General features: G+C 64.2%; 22 protein-coding genes and 1 tRNA gene. 11 read left to right on the plus strand and 12 right to left on the minus strand.

Translation table 11 applies throughout. The annotated features are described in order from the left end of the window. Positions 1-41 precede the first annotated feature (41 nt). Positions 42-449, minus strand: a complete 408-nt coding sequence (locus SOM39_RS04495; protein ID WP_320457602.1) for a pilin — start codon at positions 447-449, stop codon at positions 42-44. Positions 450-805: 356 nt separating this feature from the next. On the opposite strand from SOM39_RS04495, the gene SOM39_RS04500 reads away from it, so the two are divergent. The 3 genes from SOM39_RS04500 to coaE are packed head-to-tail and all read left to right on the plus strand — an operon-like array spanning position 806 to position 3,557. Next, positions 806-2,062, plus strand: a complete 1,257-nt coding sequence (locus SOM39_RS04500; protein WP_320457603.1) for a type II secretion system F family protein — start codon at positions 806-808, stop codon at positions 2,060-2,062. 6 nt (positions 2,063-2,068) lie between these two features. Next, the gene (locus SOM39_RS04505; protein WP_068853817.1) at positions 2,069-2,932 is read left to right on the plus strand and encodes a prepilin peptidase; all 864 of its coding nucleotides are present in this window, start codon (positions 2,069-2,071) and stop codon (positions 2,930-2,932) included. Between the two features lie 7 nt (positions 2,933-2,939). Then, complete coding sequence (coaE, locus tag SOM39_RS04510; protein ID WP_320457604.1) at positions 2,940-3,557, plus strand: dephospho-CoA kinase; 618 nt, start codon at positions 2,940-2,942, stop codon at positions 3,555-3,557. Positions 3,558-3,959: 402 nt separating this feature from the next. Here the strand turns inward: coaE and SOM39_RS04515 are convergent, their stop codons facing one another. The 7 genes from SOM39_RS04515 to rimK all read right to left on the minus strand — a co-directional run bounded on the left by SOM39_RS04515 (position 3,960) and on the right by rimK (position 8,923). Then, complete coding sequence (locus SOM39_RS04515; RefSeq protein ID WP_320457605.1) at positions 3,960-4,286, minus strand: hypothetical protein; 327 nt, start codon at positions 4,284-4,286, stop codon at positions 3,960-3,962. Between the two features lie 37 nt (positions 4,287-4,323). After that, positions 4,324-4,485, minus strand: coding sequence for a hypothetical protein (locus tag SOM39_RS04520; RefSeq protein WP_320457606.1), 162 nt, complete (start codon positions 4,483-4,485; stop codon positions 4,324-4,326). Positions 4,486-4,610: 125 nt separating this feature from the next. Then, complete coding sequence (locus tag SOM39_RS04525) at positions 4,611-5,096, minus strand: hypothetical protein (protein ID WP_320457607.1); 486 nt, start codon at positions 5,094-5,096, stop codon at positions 4,611-4,613. A gap of 199 nt (positions 5,097-5,295) precedes the next feature. Further along, entirely contained in the window at positions 5,296-6,663 is a 1,368-nt protein-coding gene (locus tag SOM39_RS04530) for a sensor histidine kinase (protein ID WP_307106392.1), read from the minus strand. Next, a complete protein-coding gene (locus tag SOM39_RS04535; RefSeq protein WP_017356179.1) occupies positions 6,626-7,303 on the minus strand; it encodes a response regulator transcription factor in 678 nt (225 codons plus the stop codon). Before SOM39_RS04535 ends, SOM39_RS04530 begins: the two co-directional genes overlap by 38 nt. Before the next feature lie 8 nt (positions 7,304-7,311). Continuing rightward, positions 7,312-7,785 carry a hypothetical protein gene (locus tag SOM39_RS04540; RefSeq protein ID WP_068853822.1) on the minus strand — a complete coding sequence of 158 codons (474 nt, stop codon included), beginning with the start codon at positions 7,783-7,785 and terminating at the stop codon, positions 7,312-7,314. A 232-nt stretch (positions 7,786-8,017) separates the two neighbouring features. Then, the gene (gene rimK, locus SOM39_RS04545; RefSeq protein ID WP_093533701.1) at positions 8,018-8,923 is read right to left on the minus strand and encodes a 30S ribosomal protein S6--L-glutamate ligase; all 906 of its coding nucleotides are present in this window, start codon (positions 8,921-8,923) and stop codon (positions 8,018-8,020) included. Positions 8,924-9,180: 257 nt separating this feature from the next. On the opposite strand from rimK, the gene SOM39_RS04550 reads away from it, so the two are divergent. Then, complete coding sequence (locus SOM39_RS04550) at positions 9,181-9,567, plus strand: hypothetical protein (protein ID WP_208856107.1); 387 nt, start codon at positions 9,181-9,183, stop codon at positions 9,565-9,567. A gap of 3 nt (positions 9,568-9,570) precedes the next feature. Next, the gene (locus SOM39_RS04555) at positions 9,571-10,542 is read left to right on the plus strand and encodes an RES family NAD+ phosphorylase (RefSeq protein WP_320457608.1); all 972 of its coding nucleotides are present in this window, start codon (positions 9,571-9,573) and stop codon (positions 10,540-10,542) included. Between the two features lie 6 nt (positions 10,543-10,548). Here SOM39_RS04555 and SOM39_RS04560 read toward each other — a convergent pair whose 3' ends face one another. From SOM39_RS04560 to SOM39_RS04570, 3 genes are all read right to left on the minus strand, one after another. Beyond that, entirely contained in the window at positions 10,549-10,902 is a 354-nt protein-coding gene (locus SOM39_RS04560) for a nuclear transport factor 2 family protein (RefSeq protein ID WP_320457609.1), read from the minus strand. Positions 10,903-11,172: 270 nt separating this feature from the next. After that, positions 11,173-11,246, minus strand: a tRNA-Gly gene (locus SOM39_RS04565). A gap of 144 nt (positions 11,247-11,390) precedes the next feature. Then, entirely contained in the window at positions 11,391-13,220 is a 1,830-nt protein-coding gene (locus tag SOM39_RS04570; RefSeq protein WP_320457610.1) for an autotransporter outer membrane beta-barrel domain-containing protein, read from the minus strand. Positions 13,221-13,423: 203 nt separating this feature from the next. Here SOM39_RS04570 and thiS point away from each other — a divergent pair, with 203 nt between their 5' ends. From thiS to SOM39_RS04590, 4 genes are all read left to right on the plus strand, one after another. Further along, positions 13,424-13,633, plus strand: a complete 210-nt coding sequence (thiS, locus tag SOM39_RS04575; RefSeq protein ID WP_320457611.1) for a sulfur carrier protein ThiS — start codon at positions 13,424-13,426, stop codon at positions 13,631-13,633. A 79-nt stretch (positions 13,634-13,712) separates the two neighbouring features. Further along, complete coding sequence (locus tag SOM39_RS04580) at positions 13,713-14,507, plus strand: thiazole synthase (RefSeq protein WP_184126690.1); 795 nt, start codon at positions 13,713-13,715, stop codon at positions 14,505-14,507. After that, positions 14,507-15,241, plus strand: coding sequence for a tRNA (guanosine(46)-N7)-methyltransferase TrmB (trmB, locus tag SOM39_RS04585; protein WP_320457612.1), 735 nt, complete (start codon positions 14,507-14,509; stop codon positions 15,239-15,241). The genes SOM39_RS04580 and trmB overlap by 1 nt, the downstream gene beginning before the upstream one ends. 27 nt (positions 15,242-15,268) lie before the next feature. Next, on the plus strand, positions 15,269-17,116 hold the full coding sequence (locus SOM39_RS04590; RefSeq protein WP_320457613.1) for an SLC13 family permease: 1,848 nt from the start codon (positions 15,269-15,271) through the stop codon (positions 17,114-17,116). Positions 17,117-17,176: 60 nt separating this feature from the next. On the opposite strand, the gene SOM39_RS04595 is transcribed toward SOM39_RS04590, so the two are convergent. Then, entirely contained in the window at positions 17,177-17,524 is a 348-nt protein-coding gene (locus tag SOM39_RS04595) for a Rieske (2Fe-2S) protein (RefSeq protein WP_217538658.1), read from the minus strand. 177 nt (positions 17,525-17,701) lie between these two features. Here SOM39_RS04595 and SOM39_RS04600 point away from each other — a divergent pair, with 177 nt between their 5' ends. Together SOM39_RS04600 and SOM39_RS04605 are read left to right on the plus strand one after the other, a co-directional pair. Beyond that, complete coding sequence (locus SOM39_RS04600; RefSeq protein WP_093533692.1) at positions 17,702-17,977, plus strand: hypothetical protein; 276 nt, start codon at positions 17,702-17,704, stop codon at positions 17,975-17,977. Positions 17,978-18,090: 113 nt separating this feature from the next. Beyond that, complete coding sequence (locus tag SOM39_RS04605) at positions 18,091-18,798, plus strand: fumarylacetoacetate hydrolase family protein (RefSeq protein WP_093533691.1); 708 nt, start codon at positions 18,091-18,093, stop codon at positions 18,796-18,798. The last annotated feature ends 57 nt before the right edge of the window (positions 18,799-18,855 follow it).

Below are 18,855 nucleotides of genomic sequence, written 5' to 3' on the forward strand. Positions count from 1 at the left end.
CGGCTAAGCGGAGGCCTCTTCTTCAAGCGATAGGCGACCTATTAGGTGCACTTGCCCGGCTTGTACTTGGCGTCCAGGTCCGAAGTGCAAGCCCACAGGCCGGTGTCGGCGGTACGGGTCCAAGTGACCTTCTTGCCGTTGAACTTGGTGGCGTTGCCGCCCTTGGTGACGCACTGGATGTTGTCAGCGCCGACGGTCACGGTGCAGTACGAGGTGTCCGGGCCCACACCGACGAAGCCAGCGTCAGCAGCGGCAGTCGACGGGGTCTTGCCTTCGTTGATAGCCTGCTCAAAACCGACCTTCGCCGGGGTGATTTCGGCAAGGGCAGAAGCACCCTGCGAGCGGACGACGTAGTCCTGGTAAGCCGGAATTGCGATGGCGGCCAGGATGGCGATGATCGCGACAACGATCATCAGTTCGATGAGGGTAAAGCCCTGCTGCTTCTTCATGAGTACATCCCCTAGAGGTGGTTTGAAAAATGAACACTGGGTCGCGCCTGGCCGGCAAACCGGCTGAGCAAGGCAATCGCCCGTGCGGGTGGTTGAAAGCAGGTTGCGTGCCAACTTCTCAGCAATGCTCCCCAGCATTCCCCGGCGCAATGATGGCAGCAATCTTCAGGATTGGAACCCCCCTCACGGTAATTTGCGACACAACCGGCATTGTGACGCGTTACGTCACCTTTTGACGGCCCCGGTCCTGGACCCCGGTCACGGATTGCCGTCATGAAGGGATGCCATGACGGCCCGGAACCAGCTACCATTCGGCGCAGAAGCCCGCCTGGGGATGGCGCGGCTGGGGAGCCTGTATGTCTGTGAGCCGTAGTGCTGTCAAGAAAGAGCCCGTGGCGCGTAGCACCATGGAGTTGCAGCCGTTTGTCTGGGAGGGGACCGACAAGCGGGGCGTGAAGATGAAGGGCGAACAGCCCGCCAAGAACGCAAATCTGCTCAGGGCCGAGCTGCGCCGGCAGGGCATTACGCCGAACGTGGTCAAGCCCAAGCCCAAACCGCTGTTCGGCGCCGCCGGAAAGACCATCAGCGCCAAGGACATTGCCTTCTTCAGCCGCCAGATGGCGACCATGATGAAGTCCGGCGTCCCGATCGTTTCCGCGCTGGAGATCATCGGTAGCGGGCACAAGAACCCGCGCATGAAGAAGATGGTGGACACTGTCCGCGCCGACATCGAGGGGGGCTCGTCCCTCTATGAAGCGGTAAGCAAGCACCCGGTCCAGTTTGATGAGCTCTACCGCAACCTGGTTCGCGCTGGCGAAGGGGCGGGTGTTCTGGAAACGGTACTGGACACGGTTGCCACGTATAAAGAGAACATCGAGACACTCAAGGGCAAGATCAAGAAGGCGCTCTTCTACCCTGCCATGGTGATGGCAGTGGCCATTCTGGTCAGCGGCATCCTGCTTGTCTGGGTTGTCCCCCAGTTCGAAGACGTCTTCGCCAGCTTTGGGGCAGAGCTTCCTGCGTTCACCCAGATGATTGTGAATCTTTCGCGGTTCATGGTTTCGTGGTGGTGGCTGATGCTGCTGATCGCCGGCGGCGCCATTGGCGGCTTCATTTTCGCCTACAAGCGATCGCCTTCGATGCAGCATGCGATGGACCGGACGATTCTGAAGGTGCCCGTCATCGGCCAGATCATGCATAACAGCTCGATCGCGCGGTTCGCTCGCACGACTGCTGTGACCTTCAGGGCAGGCGTGCCATTGGTGGAGGCCTTGGGAATTGTCGCTGGCGCCACCGGCAACAAGGTCTACGAGGAGGGCGTGCTGCGCATGCGTGACGATGTGTCGGTCGGCTATCCCGTCAATATGGCGATGAAGCAGATCAACCTTTTCCCGCACATGGTGGTCCAGATGACCGCCATTGGTGAGGAAGCAGGCGCACTGGACACGATGCTCTTCAAGGTGGCCGAGTACTACGAGCAGGAAGTGAACAATGCCGTGGACGCGCTGAGCAGCCTGCTGGAGCCACTGATCATGGTGTTCATTGGTACCATTGTCGGCGGCATGGTCATCGGCATGTACCTGCCCATCTTCAAACTGGCTTCGGTGGTCTAACGGCACATGGCATTTCTCGACCAGCATCCCGGCCTCGGCTATCCGGCCGCGGCCGCACTGGGGTTGCTGATTGGCAGCTTCCTCAATGTGGTGATCCTGCGCCTGCCCAAGCGGCTGGAGTGGCAGTGGAAGCGCGACGCCCGCGAGGTGCTCGAGCTTCCGGACATCTACGAGCCACCCCCGCCCGGGATCGTGGTCGAGCCGTCGCACTGCCCGCACTGCAAGCACAAGCTGTCCTGGTACGAGAACATCCCGCTGTTCAGCTGGCTGGTCCTGGGCGGCAAGTGCCGCCACTGCCATGCGCCGATTTCCATCCAGTACCCGCTGGTCGAGCTGTTGACCGGCTTGCTGGTGGTAGCGAGCGTCTGGCAGTTCGGCTTTGGCTGGCAGGGCTTTGGCGCCATCGTGCTGAGCTGCTTCCTGGTGGCCTTGTCCGGCATTGACCTGCGCACCCAGTTGTTGCCGGACCAGCTCACCCTGCCGCTGATGTGGCTGGGGCTGATAGGCAGCATCGACAACCTGTACATGCCGGCCAAGCCTGCCCTGCTGGGCGCCATTGCCGGCTACCTGCTGCTGTGGTCGGTGTGGTGGCTGTTCAAGCAGATCACCGGCAAGGAAGGCATTGGCCACGGCGATTTCAAGCTGCTGGCCGCGCTGGGCGCCTGGTGTGGGTTGAAGGGCATCCTGCCGATCATCCTGCTCTCGTCGGTGCTTGGGGCGATCATCGGTTCGATCTGGCTGTACTCGCGGGGCCGCGACCGGGCCACGCCGATTCCGTTCGGGCCCTACCTTGCCCTGGCGGGCTGGATCGTGTTCATGTGGGGCGAGCCGTTGATCAACGCGTATCTGCGGGTGTCCGGCCTGCGCTGAGGCAGCGATGAGCCAGTTCGTGATTGGATTGACCGGCGGCGTGGCCGCCGGCAAGACCGAGGTAACCCGGCGCTTCGAGGCGCTGGGCATCACCATCGCCGATGCCGACGTGGCCGCCCGTGCCGTAGTTGCCCCTGGCAGCGACGGCCTGGCGCGGATCGTGGCGCATTTTGGGTCTGGAATTCTGCTGGCTGATGGCCAGCTGGACCGTGCGGCGTTGCGCGAGCGCATCTTCAGCTCCGCACAGGAACGGCAGGCGCTGGAAGCCATTACCCACCCTGCCATTCGGGAACTGCTGCGGCAGACCTGTGAGCAGGCTGGGAGCCCCTATGCGATTGCGGCCATCCCGCTGCTGACCGAAGCCGGCGGCCGCCAGCAGTACCCATGGCTGGACCGGATTCTGGTGGTGGATGCGCCGGTGGCGGTGCAGCATGCGCGGCTGATGCAGCGCGATGGCACCACGGCCGATCTGGCCGGCCGGATGATTGCGGCGCAGGCCAGCCGGGAGGAGCGCTTGGCGCTGGCGGATGACGTGGTGGTCAATGATGGGCACCCGGATCATCTGCAGGCGGAAGTGGAGCGGCTGGATGCGCTCTACCGGAGCAGGCCAAGCAGCAGACCTTAGGGCTGGCCGCGTGGTCTTGCGGCCGCACTTCATGAATGCCGATTACGGCGTCCCAACCGAATTCCTTTTCCATTGCCTGCCTGACCAACCCCGGTACCGCGTACCAGGATGTGTTCGAGTGAACGTCCACCCCCGCCGGGTTGTACTCACTTGCCAGATAAAGCGTCTCCGCGCGAGGCATCTTTACCCTTTCATCGATAAGTATCTGCCTCCTGTGCTTCTTCATGAGAAGACGGAGAGGTTTGACCGTGGCGATACCAAACTCCGCCAGCTCCGTGACGAGATCAGCAAGATCAAAGTCACCGTAATCATGCCTGCGTGGAAAGACGGAAAGCACCACCCTTCGGATGCCCGCCGGTGTGAGTGGTGAGGCATCAACGATGGCACGGGCTTTATGTCGCTTCATGGACCGCCCCCCAACTCACTTCCCTCCCCTACCTGAGGCCGCTCAGCTTCGGCGGCAGCCAGAAACCGGGTCGCCGCATCCCTGACTTGCACCCAGGCAGGATGTTCAATGCTCTCGCGAAGCGCCTCAGACACCCTGTCCCAAGCAAGTAGCGGCGATCCAACCATAATCTCCTGCCTGAGCTCCCAAGCCGCAGCATGGAAAGCATCGAATTGCTGGGCCGCGTGCTCCGGCCCACCTGAAATGCTTCTCGCTGCCTGTTCAAAGTAGAAAAGGCAGTTCTTCATCGAATCGTCAAAGGTGGTCTTCTCAATAACCCCCACGACTTCCTCCTGATCTCCACATGGCCGAGTCAACTGTTCAGGCGCGCCCCACCATGCTTCCGGCAGGTCGCTTCGACTGCTTGGCGCCTCGCCGCAGGTTAATGAACGCGATGAATACAACACCGGCAACCATCCACGAACCGCCTAACAGAAGGTTCGCAGCGTCATCACCGATCAGCTGCCTCAGCGAGGCGTTCATTTGGCAATCCGTCCGGCAGATAGCTGGGCCAATCGTCATTCCAGACGCAACCGCCCAACCGTAGGCAGCAAATTCAAGGCCCACGAATGTTCCGAAGCACCTGACAAACATGCCCCCTACCCTCATCAGTTGCCGACCGTGAGATCCAGCTTTCGATTGAACGACGAGAACTCGACGGCATAACCTCCCCCACCGTCGAATCTGACCACATGCCTGAAATTGCACTTGGAAAGCACGCTGATCTCATGCATGAGCACATCCGTCGCACGGCGTGTCGGCAGATCACCCTCGGTCACTACGAACGACGACACCCCGCCGTAGTGGAGGGAAAACTCATGTTCGAAGAGCTGGTCGAGAAAGATGACATCCACCGAGGTGGCGTTTGATACGCCCTCTCCTTCTGTGGGCTCTTTGCGAATGGCGAATGAGCGCATTCGAGAATCGTGCAGGCTGTACTTTCCCTGCAACTGGTAGTGCTCGCTCCGGACAGCGAAATCGCGGAGCTCCGGCGGCATGCGATCGGCTACATCGTGGATGTAGTCGAAGTATTCATCCACCAGCCAACCCAGGTCCTCGTCCTCACGAATTCGTTCGAAACGAATCACGATCATCAACGTCCTTGCAAGGTGAGCCTGTCGCACTTTAGCAGACGGCACACACCGTAGAGCGACGCCCTGCGTGGCTGGCGCGGTGTCCGGCGAAGAGCAGCCACGCAAGGCGTGGCTCTACCGCGGAGCGGCGCCAGGCGGCGACAATTGGCGGAGCGGTCCCAGTTGGCGGTCCCTTGCCAGTTGGCAGCACAGGTGTAGGTCAGCCCGCCGGGGCGAACGTCAGCGTGGCTACCACGCCCCGGGTATCGCCTGGCCGCACGTTGACCTGCCAGCCGTACAGATCGCACAGGCGGCTCACGATCGACAAACCAATACCGCCGCCCTGCGAGTGGCCGGCGTGGGTGCCTCTATAGCCGCGCTGGAACAGCTTGGCCGCATCTTCGGCGCTCAGGCCCGGGCCGCTGTCGATCACTTCAACCCGGTTGCCGGTGACCAGCACCCGCACCGAGCCTTCCTGCGAGTACTTCACGGCGTTGCCGATCAGGTTGCCCAGTGCCACCGACAGCGCCGATTCCGGGGCATCGATGACCAGTTCGCGGTCGCCCTCCAGTACCAGCTCCAGCGGCTTGCCGCCCAGCTGGGCGCGGTGTGAATCGAGCAGCTGTTCGGCCACCCGCGCCACGTTGCTGCTGCCCTGCCCGCGCTCGTTGCGCGAGAGCAGCAGCAGCGCGCCAATCAGGTCGGTGCACTGCTGTTCGGCACGCTGGATGCGCTGCAGGCGCTGCAGCACCTTGGGGTCCAGGTCCGGCCGGGTCAGCAGCAGCTCGGTGGCACCGCGGATCACGGCCAGCGGGGTGCGCAGCTCGTGGCTGACGTCGGCGTTGAATTCGCGGTCGCGCTGTACCACTTCGGTGAGCCGGGCCGAATAGTCATCCAGCGCCTGCGCCAGTTGCCCCACTTCGTCGTCGGGGAAGCGTGGCGCCAACGGCGTGGGGTCACTGGTACCGCCCCGGTAGGCGCGCAGGCGCGCGGCCAGGTCGGACACCGGCTTCATCACCTTCGAGGCGGACCACCAGCCCAGCACCAGCGACAACGCACTGAACACCAGCACCGAGAAGAACAGCGCGCGGTTCAACTGCTCTGCGCCGCGCAGGCTTTCGGTCATGTCGTAGGCGAGGAAGAACCACGCATCGGGGGTCTTGCGTACCGCCAGCTTGTAGGAGAAGGGGTTGCCCCGCTCGTCCACGCCGCTCAGGCCGTGGATGCCATCGCGGAATTCGTACCAGTCCGGCTCTTCCTGGCGCAGCGCTTCGAACTTGTCCGGCCCCACGATGCGCGCGCGCATCTGCTGCACGGGAAGGTCGGGGTTGCGCGAGGGATCAGCGAAGTAGCGGCGCGCGTACTCGTTGATGTTGCGGTTCATCACGTCTTCGACCAGCTGGTTCTCCACGCGCGCGCGGGCCAGGTTGGTGGCGAAGGCAAACAGTGCTGTCAGGCAGAAGCCCAACAGCACGAATGAGACGATGATGCGGCTGCGCAGCCGGCGCCGGTACGGGCCCCGGCGGCGCTCCCCCCTGCCCGTCACCGGATCAGGCTTCCGGGGCGGCGATGCGGTATCCGATGCCATGGCGGGTCTGGATCAACGGCACCTCGAACGGCTTGTCCACCACGGCGCGCAGGCCGTGGATGTGCACGCGCAGCGAATCCGAATCGGGCAGCTCTTCGCCCCACACGCGGGTTTCCAGCTCCTGGCGGGTCACCACGGCCGGGGCCGCTTCCATGAGCGCCTGCAGGATCTTCAGCGCGGTAGGGTTGAGCTGCAGCAGCTTGCCCTGGCGGCGAACCTCGAGGGTATCGAGGTTGTATTCCAGGTCGCCGGTTTCCAGTACCCGGGTCTGCACGCCCTTGCCGCGGCGCGACAGGGCGTTCAGACGCACTTCCACTTCCTGCAGCGCGAACGGCTTGATCAGGTAGTCGTCGGCACCGGAGTCGAACCCGGCCAGCTTGTTGTCCAGCGAATCCCGTGCGGTCAGCATGAGCACCGGGGTCTGCTTGCGCGCTTCATTGCGAAGCTTGCGGCAGACCTCGATCCCATCCATGCCCGGCAGATTGAGATCCAGCACGATCGCGTCGAACTCGTGCACGACCGCCAGGTGCAGGCCGGTCACGCCGTCGGCGGCGAAGTCCACGGTGTGGCCGCGGTCTTCGAGGTAGTCGCCCAGGTTGGCGGCGATGTCGCTGTTGTCTTCAATTACAAGAATTCGCATGTGACCTCTTAAGGGATGACGTTGTGGCCCACACGCTGCACGGTGCCAAGCTGGTGCTGGGCAGACGTCTTGTCCCGCTCGCGCTGGGCCACGGTCCTGCACTGCGTAGTTGCACGGTGTGAGCCGGTCGACTTTTCGCGGGTGCAGATCTGGCGACTATCTTCGCGCGCTTTCGTCAAAACGGTGTTCACAAGTTGTTGGTCGTTGTAGAGCTCGGTCTTGGCGACGTCCGTGATGGTGGCCTGGTCAGGGTACTGGTCCAGCACGCCACGCATGCGGCCCAAGGCCGCGCGGACCCGGCTGCGGTCTTCAAGGGTGAGCTCCGAGTAGGTCTCACCATCGTTCATTTCGACGTCGATGCGCTGCATCTGCTCTGCCAGCGGCTTGCCACGGGCAAACACTTCGGCCTGCGGCGCTGCCTGGGTGGTGCCCATTGCCAGCAGGAGGGCCGCGGTCCCGGCGGCCAGAATCACTCGCTTCATTTCAACCAATCCTTAGTCAACTGAACGGAACGCCGAATGTATCCCCCTCGCCTTCACCTCAGCAAGTGAGCGATGGCACGGGAAGAAAAAGGCCCAGACGGATCCCGCCTGGGCCTGAAGTCATTCCCGATTACCGTTATCTGCTGAGGAGGGCAGAGCTGCGGTTCGTTGAAGCCTACGCCGGGGGCGATTAAACCGGTGTTAAAACCGGCCAAGCGGCTTCAATAAAAATTCATGCCTTTGATTTTGCTGGCTTTTTCGCAGCAGCCACCTGCCCAGCCACGTGTTCGATGATGCGCCCGGCCAGGTCGTCCTGGCTGATCCCCTCGATCCCTTCCAGGCCGGGGGTGGAGTTGACCTCCAGCACCAAAGGGCCCCGGCTGGAGCGGATCAGGTCCACCCCGGCCACCCCCAGCCCCAGCGCCCGGGCCGAGCGCACCGCCACCTGCTGCTCGGCGCGGGTGGCCTTGGCCACGCGGGCGCTGCCGCCGGCATGCAGGTTGGAGCGGAAGTCGCCGTCCGGGGCCTGGCGTTGCATGGCGGCCACCACGTGGTCGCCCACCACCAGGCAGCGCAGGTCGGCCCCCTGGGCCTCGCCGATGAACTCCTGCATCAGGAAATTGGCGTACAGCCCGCGCAGGGCCTCGACGATGCCGCGCGAGGCGCTGGCCTTTTCGGTCAGGATCACCCCGCGGCCCTGGGTACCCTCATTGAGCTTCACCACGTGCGGCGGCGGGCCCAGCATGGAGAGCAGGTCCACGGTGTCATCGGGGTTGTCGCCAAACACCGTGACCGGCATGTCGATGCCCTTGGAGGCCAGGATCTGGTGCGCGCGCAGCTTGTCGCGGGCACGCAGGATGGCATCGGACGGGTTGGGGGTGACTGCCCCCATCATCTCGAACTGGCGCAGCACGGCGGTGCCGTAGCGGGTCACCGAGGCACCGATGCGCGGAATCACCGCATCCACCCCGGTGATGGGCCGGCCCTTGTAATGCATGGTGAAACCGTCGGCGGCAATGCGCATGTAACAGCGCAGCGGGTCGAGCACCCGCACGGTATGCCCGCGCGAACGCGCCGCGTCCACCAGCCGCCGCGTGGAGTAGAGCTTGCTGTTGCGGGAAAGGATGGCCAGTTTCATCGCGGCTTTGATGGGGGATCGGATAGGACGCGAAGCATAGCGTGCCGCCGGTGACTACAGATGCAGGGGATCTACCAAAAGCGTCAACGAGAATGAACCGTAGAACCCCATGCACATCCATAGGCACTAACGCTCTAACTTGCTGTTTTTATTTGCTATTTTATTGTTTAAAAATTGGTTCCATAGTGGTCTAAAGTTGGTGCGAGCGGCTCATTGCTGTGCAATACTCGGCCCATCCCGCATCCTCCCCTCACCTCATGCAAACAGCCCCCCTCTTCCTCAGCGTCCCCCAAGGGGACTCCCTGCACTTCGGCAACGGCGACCAGTTCGAACCAAAGAAGGTCGCCGAGTTCATGCAACTGGATCGGAATGCGGTGTCCAAGATTGCGTCGGTATCCAGCGCATCCGTCCGTTGGGATGAGAACGTCCCCAAGGCGGTCAAGGAGCGGCTGGAGGAAATCGGCGCCATCGCGAACATGGTGGCGGACATTTTCCAGGGCGACGCCGCCAAGACCGCACTGTGGTTCCGCACCAAAAACCCATTGCTGGGCGATGTTGCCCCAAGGGACATGGTCCGGCTGGGAAGACACGACCGGCTGCGCAGATTCATCGTCACCGCCATCCAAGAGGACAAGGTCAGGTAACGCATGCCACGCAGGCGCCAGCAGCCGGTTCCCGTTCGCGGTGTTCCTGACGACTTCCCGGCCAGCATCCACGTCCTCGACAGATTTTCCGAGTCTGATCTGGAGGTGTGGAAGAAACGTTCCCGGGAGCTGGATGCGCTGCATGATGAGCTTTACCACGGCCTGGAACCGGAACGCATACGGCGCCGGGATCAGCTGATCGAGGCACTGAACGCCAAACCAGCACCGCCGCATGATTTCAATAACTGGGTGCGCATGGTGCAGTACCGGTATGCGAATGAGCCCCTCTCCGCTGCCGGCAGCGTCAGGTCTATCGGTGGACGATTCAGCATTGGAAATGACTGTGATGAGTCGGGTGCCGCAGCCGTCTTCCCGGCGCTCTACATCGGCGACTCGCACGAGACCGCGTTCCGCGAGTGCTACCAGATGGCATCGAAAAAGATGGAGGCGACAGGCCTGACCCCAGCGGAGATGAGCCTGCGCCAAAGCGATGCATCAGTTCGGTTGAACGGACACATCGAACGGGTGTTCGACATACGCAACATCGAAAACCTGAAACCAGTCGCCAAGGTATTGGCGAAGTTCGCTGTCCCTCCCGAGCTTGAGAAGCTGGCCAGATCGCTGAAGATGGGAAAGCCGTCCGATCTGCTGATACGAACGCCCGCGAAACTGCAGGCGACTCTTCAGGATATGAACTGGAGAGCGTGGCCCGCACAGTTCGGTCTTCCGTCGCCCAGCCAGCGCTTCGGCCTGCTCCTGAAGTGGGCGGGATACGAAGGAATACTCTATCGCTCCAGCAAGCAGCCCGGCTCGACCTGCATCGCGGTGCTGACCAGCAACATCTGCAGCGAGCGCACTTTCATCGAACTGGCGGATGGCTACCCGCCCGCCGTGATACACAACCGACTTGACCTGTCTAGCGCCGACGCGCTGTGCGGGTGGGAGCACGTCCGCCAGGCCGACCGCGCTCCGTAAGCCAGATCAGCGCGGTAGCTGGATCACAAAGGCGTTGAGCTCCACCATCTTCCGGTCGCGGAACCGCCAGACGTCGCTGTAGGCCAGCTCGATTGGCTCACCGTCATCACCTTCGCCGATGATCGTGCCCAGCGCGACGACCGTGTCGTCCTCGGCAACGAGGCGGTCGACCGTGAAGCGCGGCGGCGTGGTGTAGGCGCTCTGCATCCACTGGCGCACCGCATCCTTGCCCTCCAGCGTACCCTCGCCCACTGTCGTCCAGCGGATGTCGTCCGTGCAGTGGGAAAGGAACCCTTCGTTGTCGCCCGCGATGACGGCCTCGTTGGCCTGCAGGAGAACAGACTTGTTGGAACCATGCATACGAGTACTCCACCAGTGGCGCAAAGCGCCGACGGAGCATGGTCCCAGCGATCAGGTTAACAAGGCGCAAGGGGAATGAGAGCGAAGCGTAAGCGAGCACGCTCTTCGATCAGGGTCATGCGTTCGCCGCGCCGATCAGCGTTGCCGGCAGTCGATTGGAATACGACCCTACCGACATGGCGCCGATACGCCGCAGTCGCAGCGATCAGATACAGGCGCGGGGATCTGGCGGAATGAACGCCGAGCTCCATCGGGTTGCGCAGCAACCGATGGAGCGGGTGAAGGGAATCGAACCCTCGTCAGTAGCTTGGGAAGCTACAGCTCTACCATTGAGCTACACCCGCTTGGTGCCGGGGGAAGTTTAGTTGCCCGGGGGGTTAAAAGGCAACGGGCGGTTTGCGGCCGCCCGTTGCTTTCGGCACGACCAATGGTCGTGCCCTACCGGGTGGGTGCACGGCGAATTTGGCCGTGCACCGCCGGCTTCCGGCTTAGAAGCTGCCGCTCACCGTGGCGAACAGGCTGATGTCGCGTGCCCGCTTCTGTGCCGCAGTGGTGCTCATGCCGACATTGCTGTTCAGGCCGAACATGCTCATGCGCGCACCCAGCACGGCGGTGGCGTAGTTCTTGTCGAACTCCAGGCCCGGCACCTTGTACATGCCCACGTCCGGCATGGTCTGCAGCCAGGCGCTGGCCTGCTTGCCGTCTTCGAACTCGTGGTCATAGGTGACCTGCACGTACGGCTTGACGCTGCCGCCGTCGAAGCGGGCCTGCCAGCCGATGCGGCCCACGGTGGAGTCGGCATCCTGGTTGCCGTAGCCCAGCGCGGTGGCGCTCGGGTTGGATTCCACGTAGCCATCCAGCTTGACCTGCTGCCAGATCACCGCGGCCACCGGGCCGTGGCGGAAGCCACCTTCGGTGCCGAATTCGTAACCGGCGTTCAGGGCGGCGGTGAGGTTGCTGCCTTCCGGCGAACCGGTGTGGGTGCGCTCGGCCGGGCCCAGCTGCACGCGGCGGGTCACGTCATAGTCCAGCCAGCTGTAGCTGATCTGGCCGGTGACCCAGGTCTTCTCGCCGTACCAACCCGCGAACAGGCCCAGCGTGGTGTCGGACTGGGTGAAATCGCCCTTGCTGTTGCCGAAGTCGGCATCCATGCGGCCATAGCCGGCGAAGCCGCCGACGACCATGCCGTCGTGGGCCCAGTCGATACCAAACAGACCGGCCGGGGCCAGGCCGTCGTACAGGTCAGCGTGGTCGTAGCGCTGCATGTCGCCACGCAGGCCACCCCACCAGCTCAGGCCATCGGCCGGACGGCCATCGAGGTGCCCGCTGACCTGGTCGGCGCGCGCACGGCCCACGGTCTGCGCCGAGTGGGTCAGGATCTGCTGGTTGCGCGGGGCTTCCAGGATCGACAGGGTGTACTCACCCAGCATCTGGTGGGTGGCGGTGGTGGGGTGCACGCCGTCGGCGAACACGTAGTTGTTTGCCGCGTTCGGGTTGGCGTAGGCGGTCGGGTTGCAGGTCAGCGACGAGGCGGTGGTGCAGGCCGGGCTGGTGACGTTGATGAAGCCGTAAGTGGCCGGGCTGGCGACGATTTCCTGCAGGATGTGGAAGGTATCCACCGGGATGACCTGCAGGCCGGCAGCCTTCAGGCCACCGAACAGCGCGTCGTTGTAGGCCTTGGCCAGCGCGGTGCCCTGCGCCATGCCCACCGCGCCACCGGCGCGTGCGGCCGGGGTCAGGCCGATGTCGGGCAGGGTCGGCACGACGATGTACTGCGCGCCGGCGCCCTTGAGGGTACCCACGATGCCGACCTGGTCGGTCACGGCCGCGCCAAGGGTGGCCTGCAGCGGTGCGCCGGCCTGGATGGCGAACAGGTCGTTGGCACCGCCCCACACGGTGTACAGGGCGTTGGCGTCGGCCTTGCCGCCGTTCGCGGCCAGGTACTGCGCGGTCTGGGTCTTGAGCGAGTAGACCGGAATGGCCGGGGTGCCCGGGGCCAGCGTCTGGGTGGTGTCCACGCCGACGCGGGCGCCGCCGATGGCGTAGTTGTCACCATTCTGGCCGTTGCCGTGCGCAGTGGCGTTGGTGCCGTAGTAGTCGGCCACGTACTGCGCCCATACCCAACCCGGGTTGGTGGTGAACTGGCCGGTGACCGGCTGCACGGAGGCCGGCAGCAGCGGGCGGAAGTAGCCCTGGTCGGTCAGGCTGTCGCCGATGAAGATGGTCTTCGAATAGGGCGACTGCGCCATCGCCGGCACGGCGGCCAGGGCGATGGCCACGGCCATCAGGGAACGCAGGGGACGCTTGCTGAGCAGCATGGAAAAAACTCCTTTTTGGGTGATGACGGCCGACGTACGGCGGCGCACGGTGCCATGGTTCCACTGCACCCCGGCGACATCACGCTGCGCTGCGGCATGGCCGGGGCCAAGGGCACGCAGACGTCAGACACCACGGGCCGGGACGGGCATCGGTGGGGGCGCAAGGGTACGCAGAAGTGACGACTTTGGGGGACAATCGCGCCATGAACTTCGTCAACATCACGCTCAACGGCGAACCCCGCCAGCTTCCGCAAAGTGCCACCGTGCTGGACCTGCTTCAGGCCGAACACCTCACCGAGCGCCGGGTGGCGGTGGAGGTGAATGCCGAAATCGTTACCCGCAGCCTGCACGCGACCCACGTGCTTGAGGACGACGACGTGGTCGAGATCGTGCACGCGTTGGGCGGCGGGTGACGATTCACGGTCCGCGTGGGCCGGCCAACGGCCGGCGCTACCGGGTCTGTGCGGCAGTGGGCTGTGTGATAATTCGCTTATGACTGCTCATTCTTCCCCCGATTCGCTGGTGATCGCCGGCAAGACCTACGCTTCCCGGCTGCTGACCGGGACCGGCAAGTTCAAGGACCTGGACGAAACCCGCATCGCCACCGAGGCGGCCGGGGCCCAGATCGTGACCGTGGCGATCCGCCGCACGAACATCGGGCAGAACCCGGGCGAACCGAACCTGCTGGATGTGCTGCCGCCAGACCGCTACACCATCTTGCCCAACACCGCCGGCTGCTACACCGCCGAAGACGCGGTGCGTACCTGCCGGCTGGCGCGCGAACTGCTCGATGGCCACAACCTGACCAAGCTGGAAGTGCTGGGCGACCAGAAGACCCTGTACCCGGACGTGGTGCAGACCCTCAAGGCTGCCGAAACGCTGGTCAACGACGGCTTCGAGGTGATGGTCTACACCTCCGATGACCCGATCCTGGCCAAGCGGCTGGAAGAGATCGGCTGCGTGGCGGTGATGCCGCTGGCCGCACCGATCGGCTCGGGGCTGGGCATCCAGAACAGGTACAACCTGCTGGAAATCATCGAAAGCGCCAAGGTGCCGATCATCGTCGATGCCGGCGTGGGCACCGCGTCGGATGCGGCCATTGCGATGGAGCTGGGCTGCGACGGCGTGCTGATGAACACCGCCATTGCCGGCGCGCGCAACCCGGTGCTGATGGCCAGCGCGATGCGCAAGGCGGTTGAAGCCGGGCGCGAGGCATTCCTGGCCGGGCGCATTCCGCGCAAGCGCTATGCGAGCGCGTCTTCGCCGGTGGACGGGTTGATCGGCTGATGACCAATCCCTTCGACAGCGCGGGCGCCAAGGCGCCGCCCAAACCCTTCACCGTCACCGAAGGCCGCCGCGAGGTGCGCAGCTTCGTGCTGCGCCAGGGCCGCTTCACCCCCGCCCAGCAGCGCGCGTTCGACGACCGATGGCCGCGCTTTGGCCTGGACTTCACCGGCGAGCCGCGCGACCTGGACGCCACGTTCGGGCGCGATGCGCGCAAGGTGCTGGAAATCGGCTTCGGCAACGGGGCCGCGCTGCGCTTCGCCGCGCAGCAGGATCCGAGCCGCGATTACATCGGGCTGGAAGTGCACGCCCCCGGCGTGGGCCGCCTGCTCAACGCACTGGCCGACGACAATGCCGACCACGTGCGCCTGTACCACCACGACGCAGTGGAGGTGCTGGAAAAAGAAATCGCCGATGGCGCGCTGGATGAAGTGCGCATCTATTTCCCGGACCCGTGGCACAAGAAGCGCCATAACAAGCGCCGCCTGATCCAGCCGGGGTTTGCGGAACTGCTGGTGCGCAAGCTGCGCGTGGGTGGGCGGCTGCACTGCGCCACCGACTGGGAAGACTATGCGGTGCAGATGTGGGAGGTGCTGGACGCCACCCCGGGGCTGGTCAACCGTGCCGGTCCGCGCGGGCAGGTGGAGCGGCCGGAGTGGCGGCCGCAGACGCACTTCGAAACCCGCGGCCAGAAACTGGGTCACGGGGTGTGGGACCTGTTGTACGACCGCACCTGATCCCCATCCAAGGAACCGCGTTACCCCATGGACACCACGCTGACGCTGACCACCGACATGAAGCTCGTCCTGGGGCTGGTCGGCTTCACGATGGCGATGTTCCTGTTCGAGCGCATCCGCGCCGACGTGGTGGCGCTGGTGGTGCTGGTGGTGCTGGGCGTGACCGGCCTGATCGCGCCGGAGGAAATCTTCGGCGGCTTCTCGGGTAATGCGGTGATGAGCATCATCGCCACCACCATCCTCGGTGCCGGCCTGGACCGCACCGGGGCGCTGAACCGGCTGGCGGCGTGGCTGCTGCGGCGCGGCCATGGGGTTGAGACGCGGCTGTTGATGATGACCACGGCCATTGCCGGGTTGAATTCGTCGTTCATGCAGAACCCATCGGTGATGGCGCTGTACCTGCCGGTGGCGTCGCGGCTGGTGGCGCGTACCGGGTTGACCCTGCAGCGCCTGCTGCTGCCGATTGCCGCGGCGATCGTGATGGGCGGCGCACTGACCATGGTCGGCAATTCGCCGCTGATCCTGCTCAACGATCTGCTGGCCTCGGCCAACAACAATCTTCCTTCGGGCCTGGCCACGATCGAACCGCTGCGCATGTTCGCGCCGCTGCCAATCGGCCTGGCGCTGCTGGCCGCGTCGCTTCTGTACTTCCGCTACTTCGGCGACCGCAAGCTGGTGGAAGAAGAAACGCTGGCCAACGACGGCGTCACCCCGGCCCGCACGGAAAGCTACTTCGCCAAGACCTACGGGATCGAGGGCGATGTTTTCGAGCTGGTGGTCAGCGCCGAAAGCCCGCTGGTGGGCATGACCCTGGGCGAGGCCGAGAACCTGCACGACGCGCCGCTGATGCTGGCGCTCAAGACCGGCAACGACACCCGGCTGGCACCGCCGGCGGAAATGCGGATCTGGGTGGGCAGCGTGCTGGGCGTGATGGGCAGCCGCCAGCAGGTAGGCGATTTCGCCCAGAACCAGTTCCTGCGCATGTCCTCGCGGCTGAAGCACCTGGGCGACCTGTTCAACCCCAGCCGCGCGGGTATTTCCGAGGCGGTGATTCCGCCCACCTCCGAGGTGATCGGCAAGAGCGCCTCGGACCTGCGCCTGCGCAAGCAGCGCGGCATCAGCCTGCTGGCGATCAACCGCGACAAGCAGGTGATCCGCGAGGACGTGCGCAACGTGCCGCTGCGCGCCGGCGACATGCTGGTGTTCCACAGCATCTGGACCGACCTGGCCCAAGCCGCCAAAAGCCGCGACTTCGTGGTGGTCACCGATTACCCGAAGGGCGAACAGCGCCCGCACAAGTTCAAGATCGCCATGTCGATCTTCGCCATCACCATCCTGATCGCGCTGACCTCGAAGCTGCCGGTGGCATTGACCCTGATGACCGGCGTGGCTGGCATGCTGCTCACCGGCGTGCTGCGCATGGACGAGGCGTATGCCTCGATCAACTGGAAGACGGTGTTCATGATGGCCGGGCTGATTCCGCTCGGCTGGGCGATGGACAGCAGCGGCGCGGCGGCCTGGGTGGCCGGGCACACCATCGACCGCCTGCCTGCCGGCATTCCGGTGTGGGTGCTGGAGATCGCGCTGGCGCTTCTGACCACGGTGTTTTCGCTGGTAATCAGCCATGTAGGCGCGACCATCGTGATGGTGCCCATTGCGGTGAACCTGGCGCTGGCGGCCGGTGGCAGCCCGACCGCGTTCGCGCTGATCGTGGCGCTGTCGGCGTCCAACAATCTGATGACCGCTTCAAACCCGGTGATTTCTATGATCACCGGACCGGCCAACTACACCCCGCGCGAGTTGTGGCGGGTGGGCGCGCCGTTGTCGTTGATCTACACCATCGTGGTGGTGGCGATGATCAACCTGATGTTCTGAGTGGTGTACCGACCAACGGTCGGTACCTACCGGTAGATGCCGACCGTTGGTCGGCATGCCTCACGCCAGGAAAACCTGCCCGTCCCGCACTTCCAGCGCCACGCTCCGCAACCGGTCGCCCTTGCACGGGCCCGCTACGCATTCGCCATCGGTCAGCGAGAACGACGCGCCGTGCGCGGCGCAGACCAGCTCGCCGGCCTTGCTCTTGAGGAACTGGCCCGGTGCCCAATCCAGCCGGCGCCCGGCATGGGGGCAGATGTTGAGCCAGCCGCGCACATCGTCGCCGTCGCGGTACAGCACCAGCGACTCGTGGTCGCCGTCGATGCATCCCTCCGCCTCGGCAAATCCCCCGTCGACAATACGTTCCAGGGCGATCAGGGCAGTGGCGGAGGCATCGGAAACAGACATGGAAACAGCATCCAGGGCACGGTGCTCGATTGTCTCACGCCCTCATCTGGCTGGCTCTGCGATGAACACAAGTCATTGATTTCAAATAAACGCAGGTCGCGTTTAACGAGTTTTTCACTCAATGACAAAAGAGTGCCGGGATACTGACATCTCGCTGACTTCAGCCAAAGAACCGCCATGTACAACCGCTTCCAGTTCAACCAGTTCCGCTCCCTGTTTGCGCCGCGCAAGCCGCGCCATCCGTTGGTGCGCGTTGCGGTGGGCCTGTTGGGTCTGGCGATCCTGGCCGCCCTGGTGTTCGTGGGTGTGTTCGTGGGCGCGGCGATGATCATCGCCGGCGTGGCGTGGAAGCTGCTGGCTTCGCGCAAGCAGGCCGCGCGTGCGGCCGATCCGCAGGTGGTGGAAGGCGAGTACCGCGTGGTGCGCAAGCAGGCGTTGCCGCTGTCGCGTTGAGTGGGTTTGGCCGGTTTGCCGGGTTTGGCTGGGTTGCCGACTAACAGTCGGCACTACTCGATTTGCGGCGTGGCGGAATACACTCGTGCGACCCCTTCCCACAGGACGCGCGCATGTCTGATGTAATCCCGGCCCCCGAACAACCCCGCATTCCGGTCGCCGGTGGCGGTACGTTTCCAGTGCGCCGCATCTACTGTGTCGGCCGCAATTTCGCCGACCACGCCAAGGAAATGGGCGCGGCCGTGCCCGCCGCCGATGACCGCGGCCGCCCGATGTTCTTCAGCAAGCCGGCCGATGCGATCGTGGTTGGCCATGACGATGTGATCCCCTACCCGCCTTCCACCCAGGATCTTCACCACGAAGTGGAACTGGTGGTGGCGATCGGTCGTGACGCGCCTGCCGGCGAGCTCCCGCTCGACCAGGCCGAGGCGCTGGTGTTCGGCTACGGCGTAGGCCTGGACCTGACCCGCCGCGACCTGCAGGCCGCGGCCAAGGCCAAGGGCCACCCGTGGGATTCGGCCAAGGGTTTTGATCATTCCGCGCCGGTCAGCGAACTGGTGCCGGCCGGTGAAGTGGGCGATCTTGCCGCGCTCAACCTGTCGCTGGAAATCAATGGCGAAGTACGACAGCAGTCACTGCTGGACCAGATGATCTGGAACGTGCCGGAGATCCTGCACGAGCTGTCCAAGCTGTGGGCCCTGCGTGCGGGCGACCTGGTGTTCATGGGTACGCCGGCCGGCGTGGCCGCACTGAAGCCGGGCGATCGTTTCAGCGCGCGCCTGGAAAACGTGGCCGAACGCCACGGCATCATCGCCGGATGACGACACGCGCCGCGTTACGCTGCGGCGACCTTTGCTATCCCCGCTACAGGAGAACCA

This window comes from Stenotrophomonas sp. CFBP8994 (genome assembly GCF_034044835.1).
GTDB lineage: Bacteria > Pseudomonadota > Gammaproteobacteria > Xanthomonadales > Xanthomonadaceae > Stenotrophomonas > Stenotrophomonas rhizophila_A.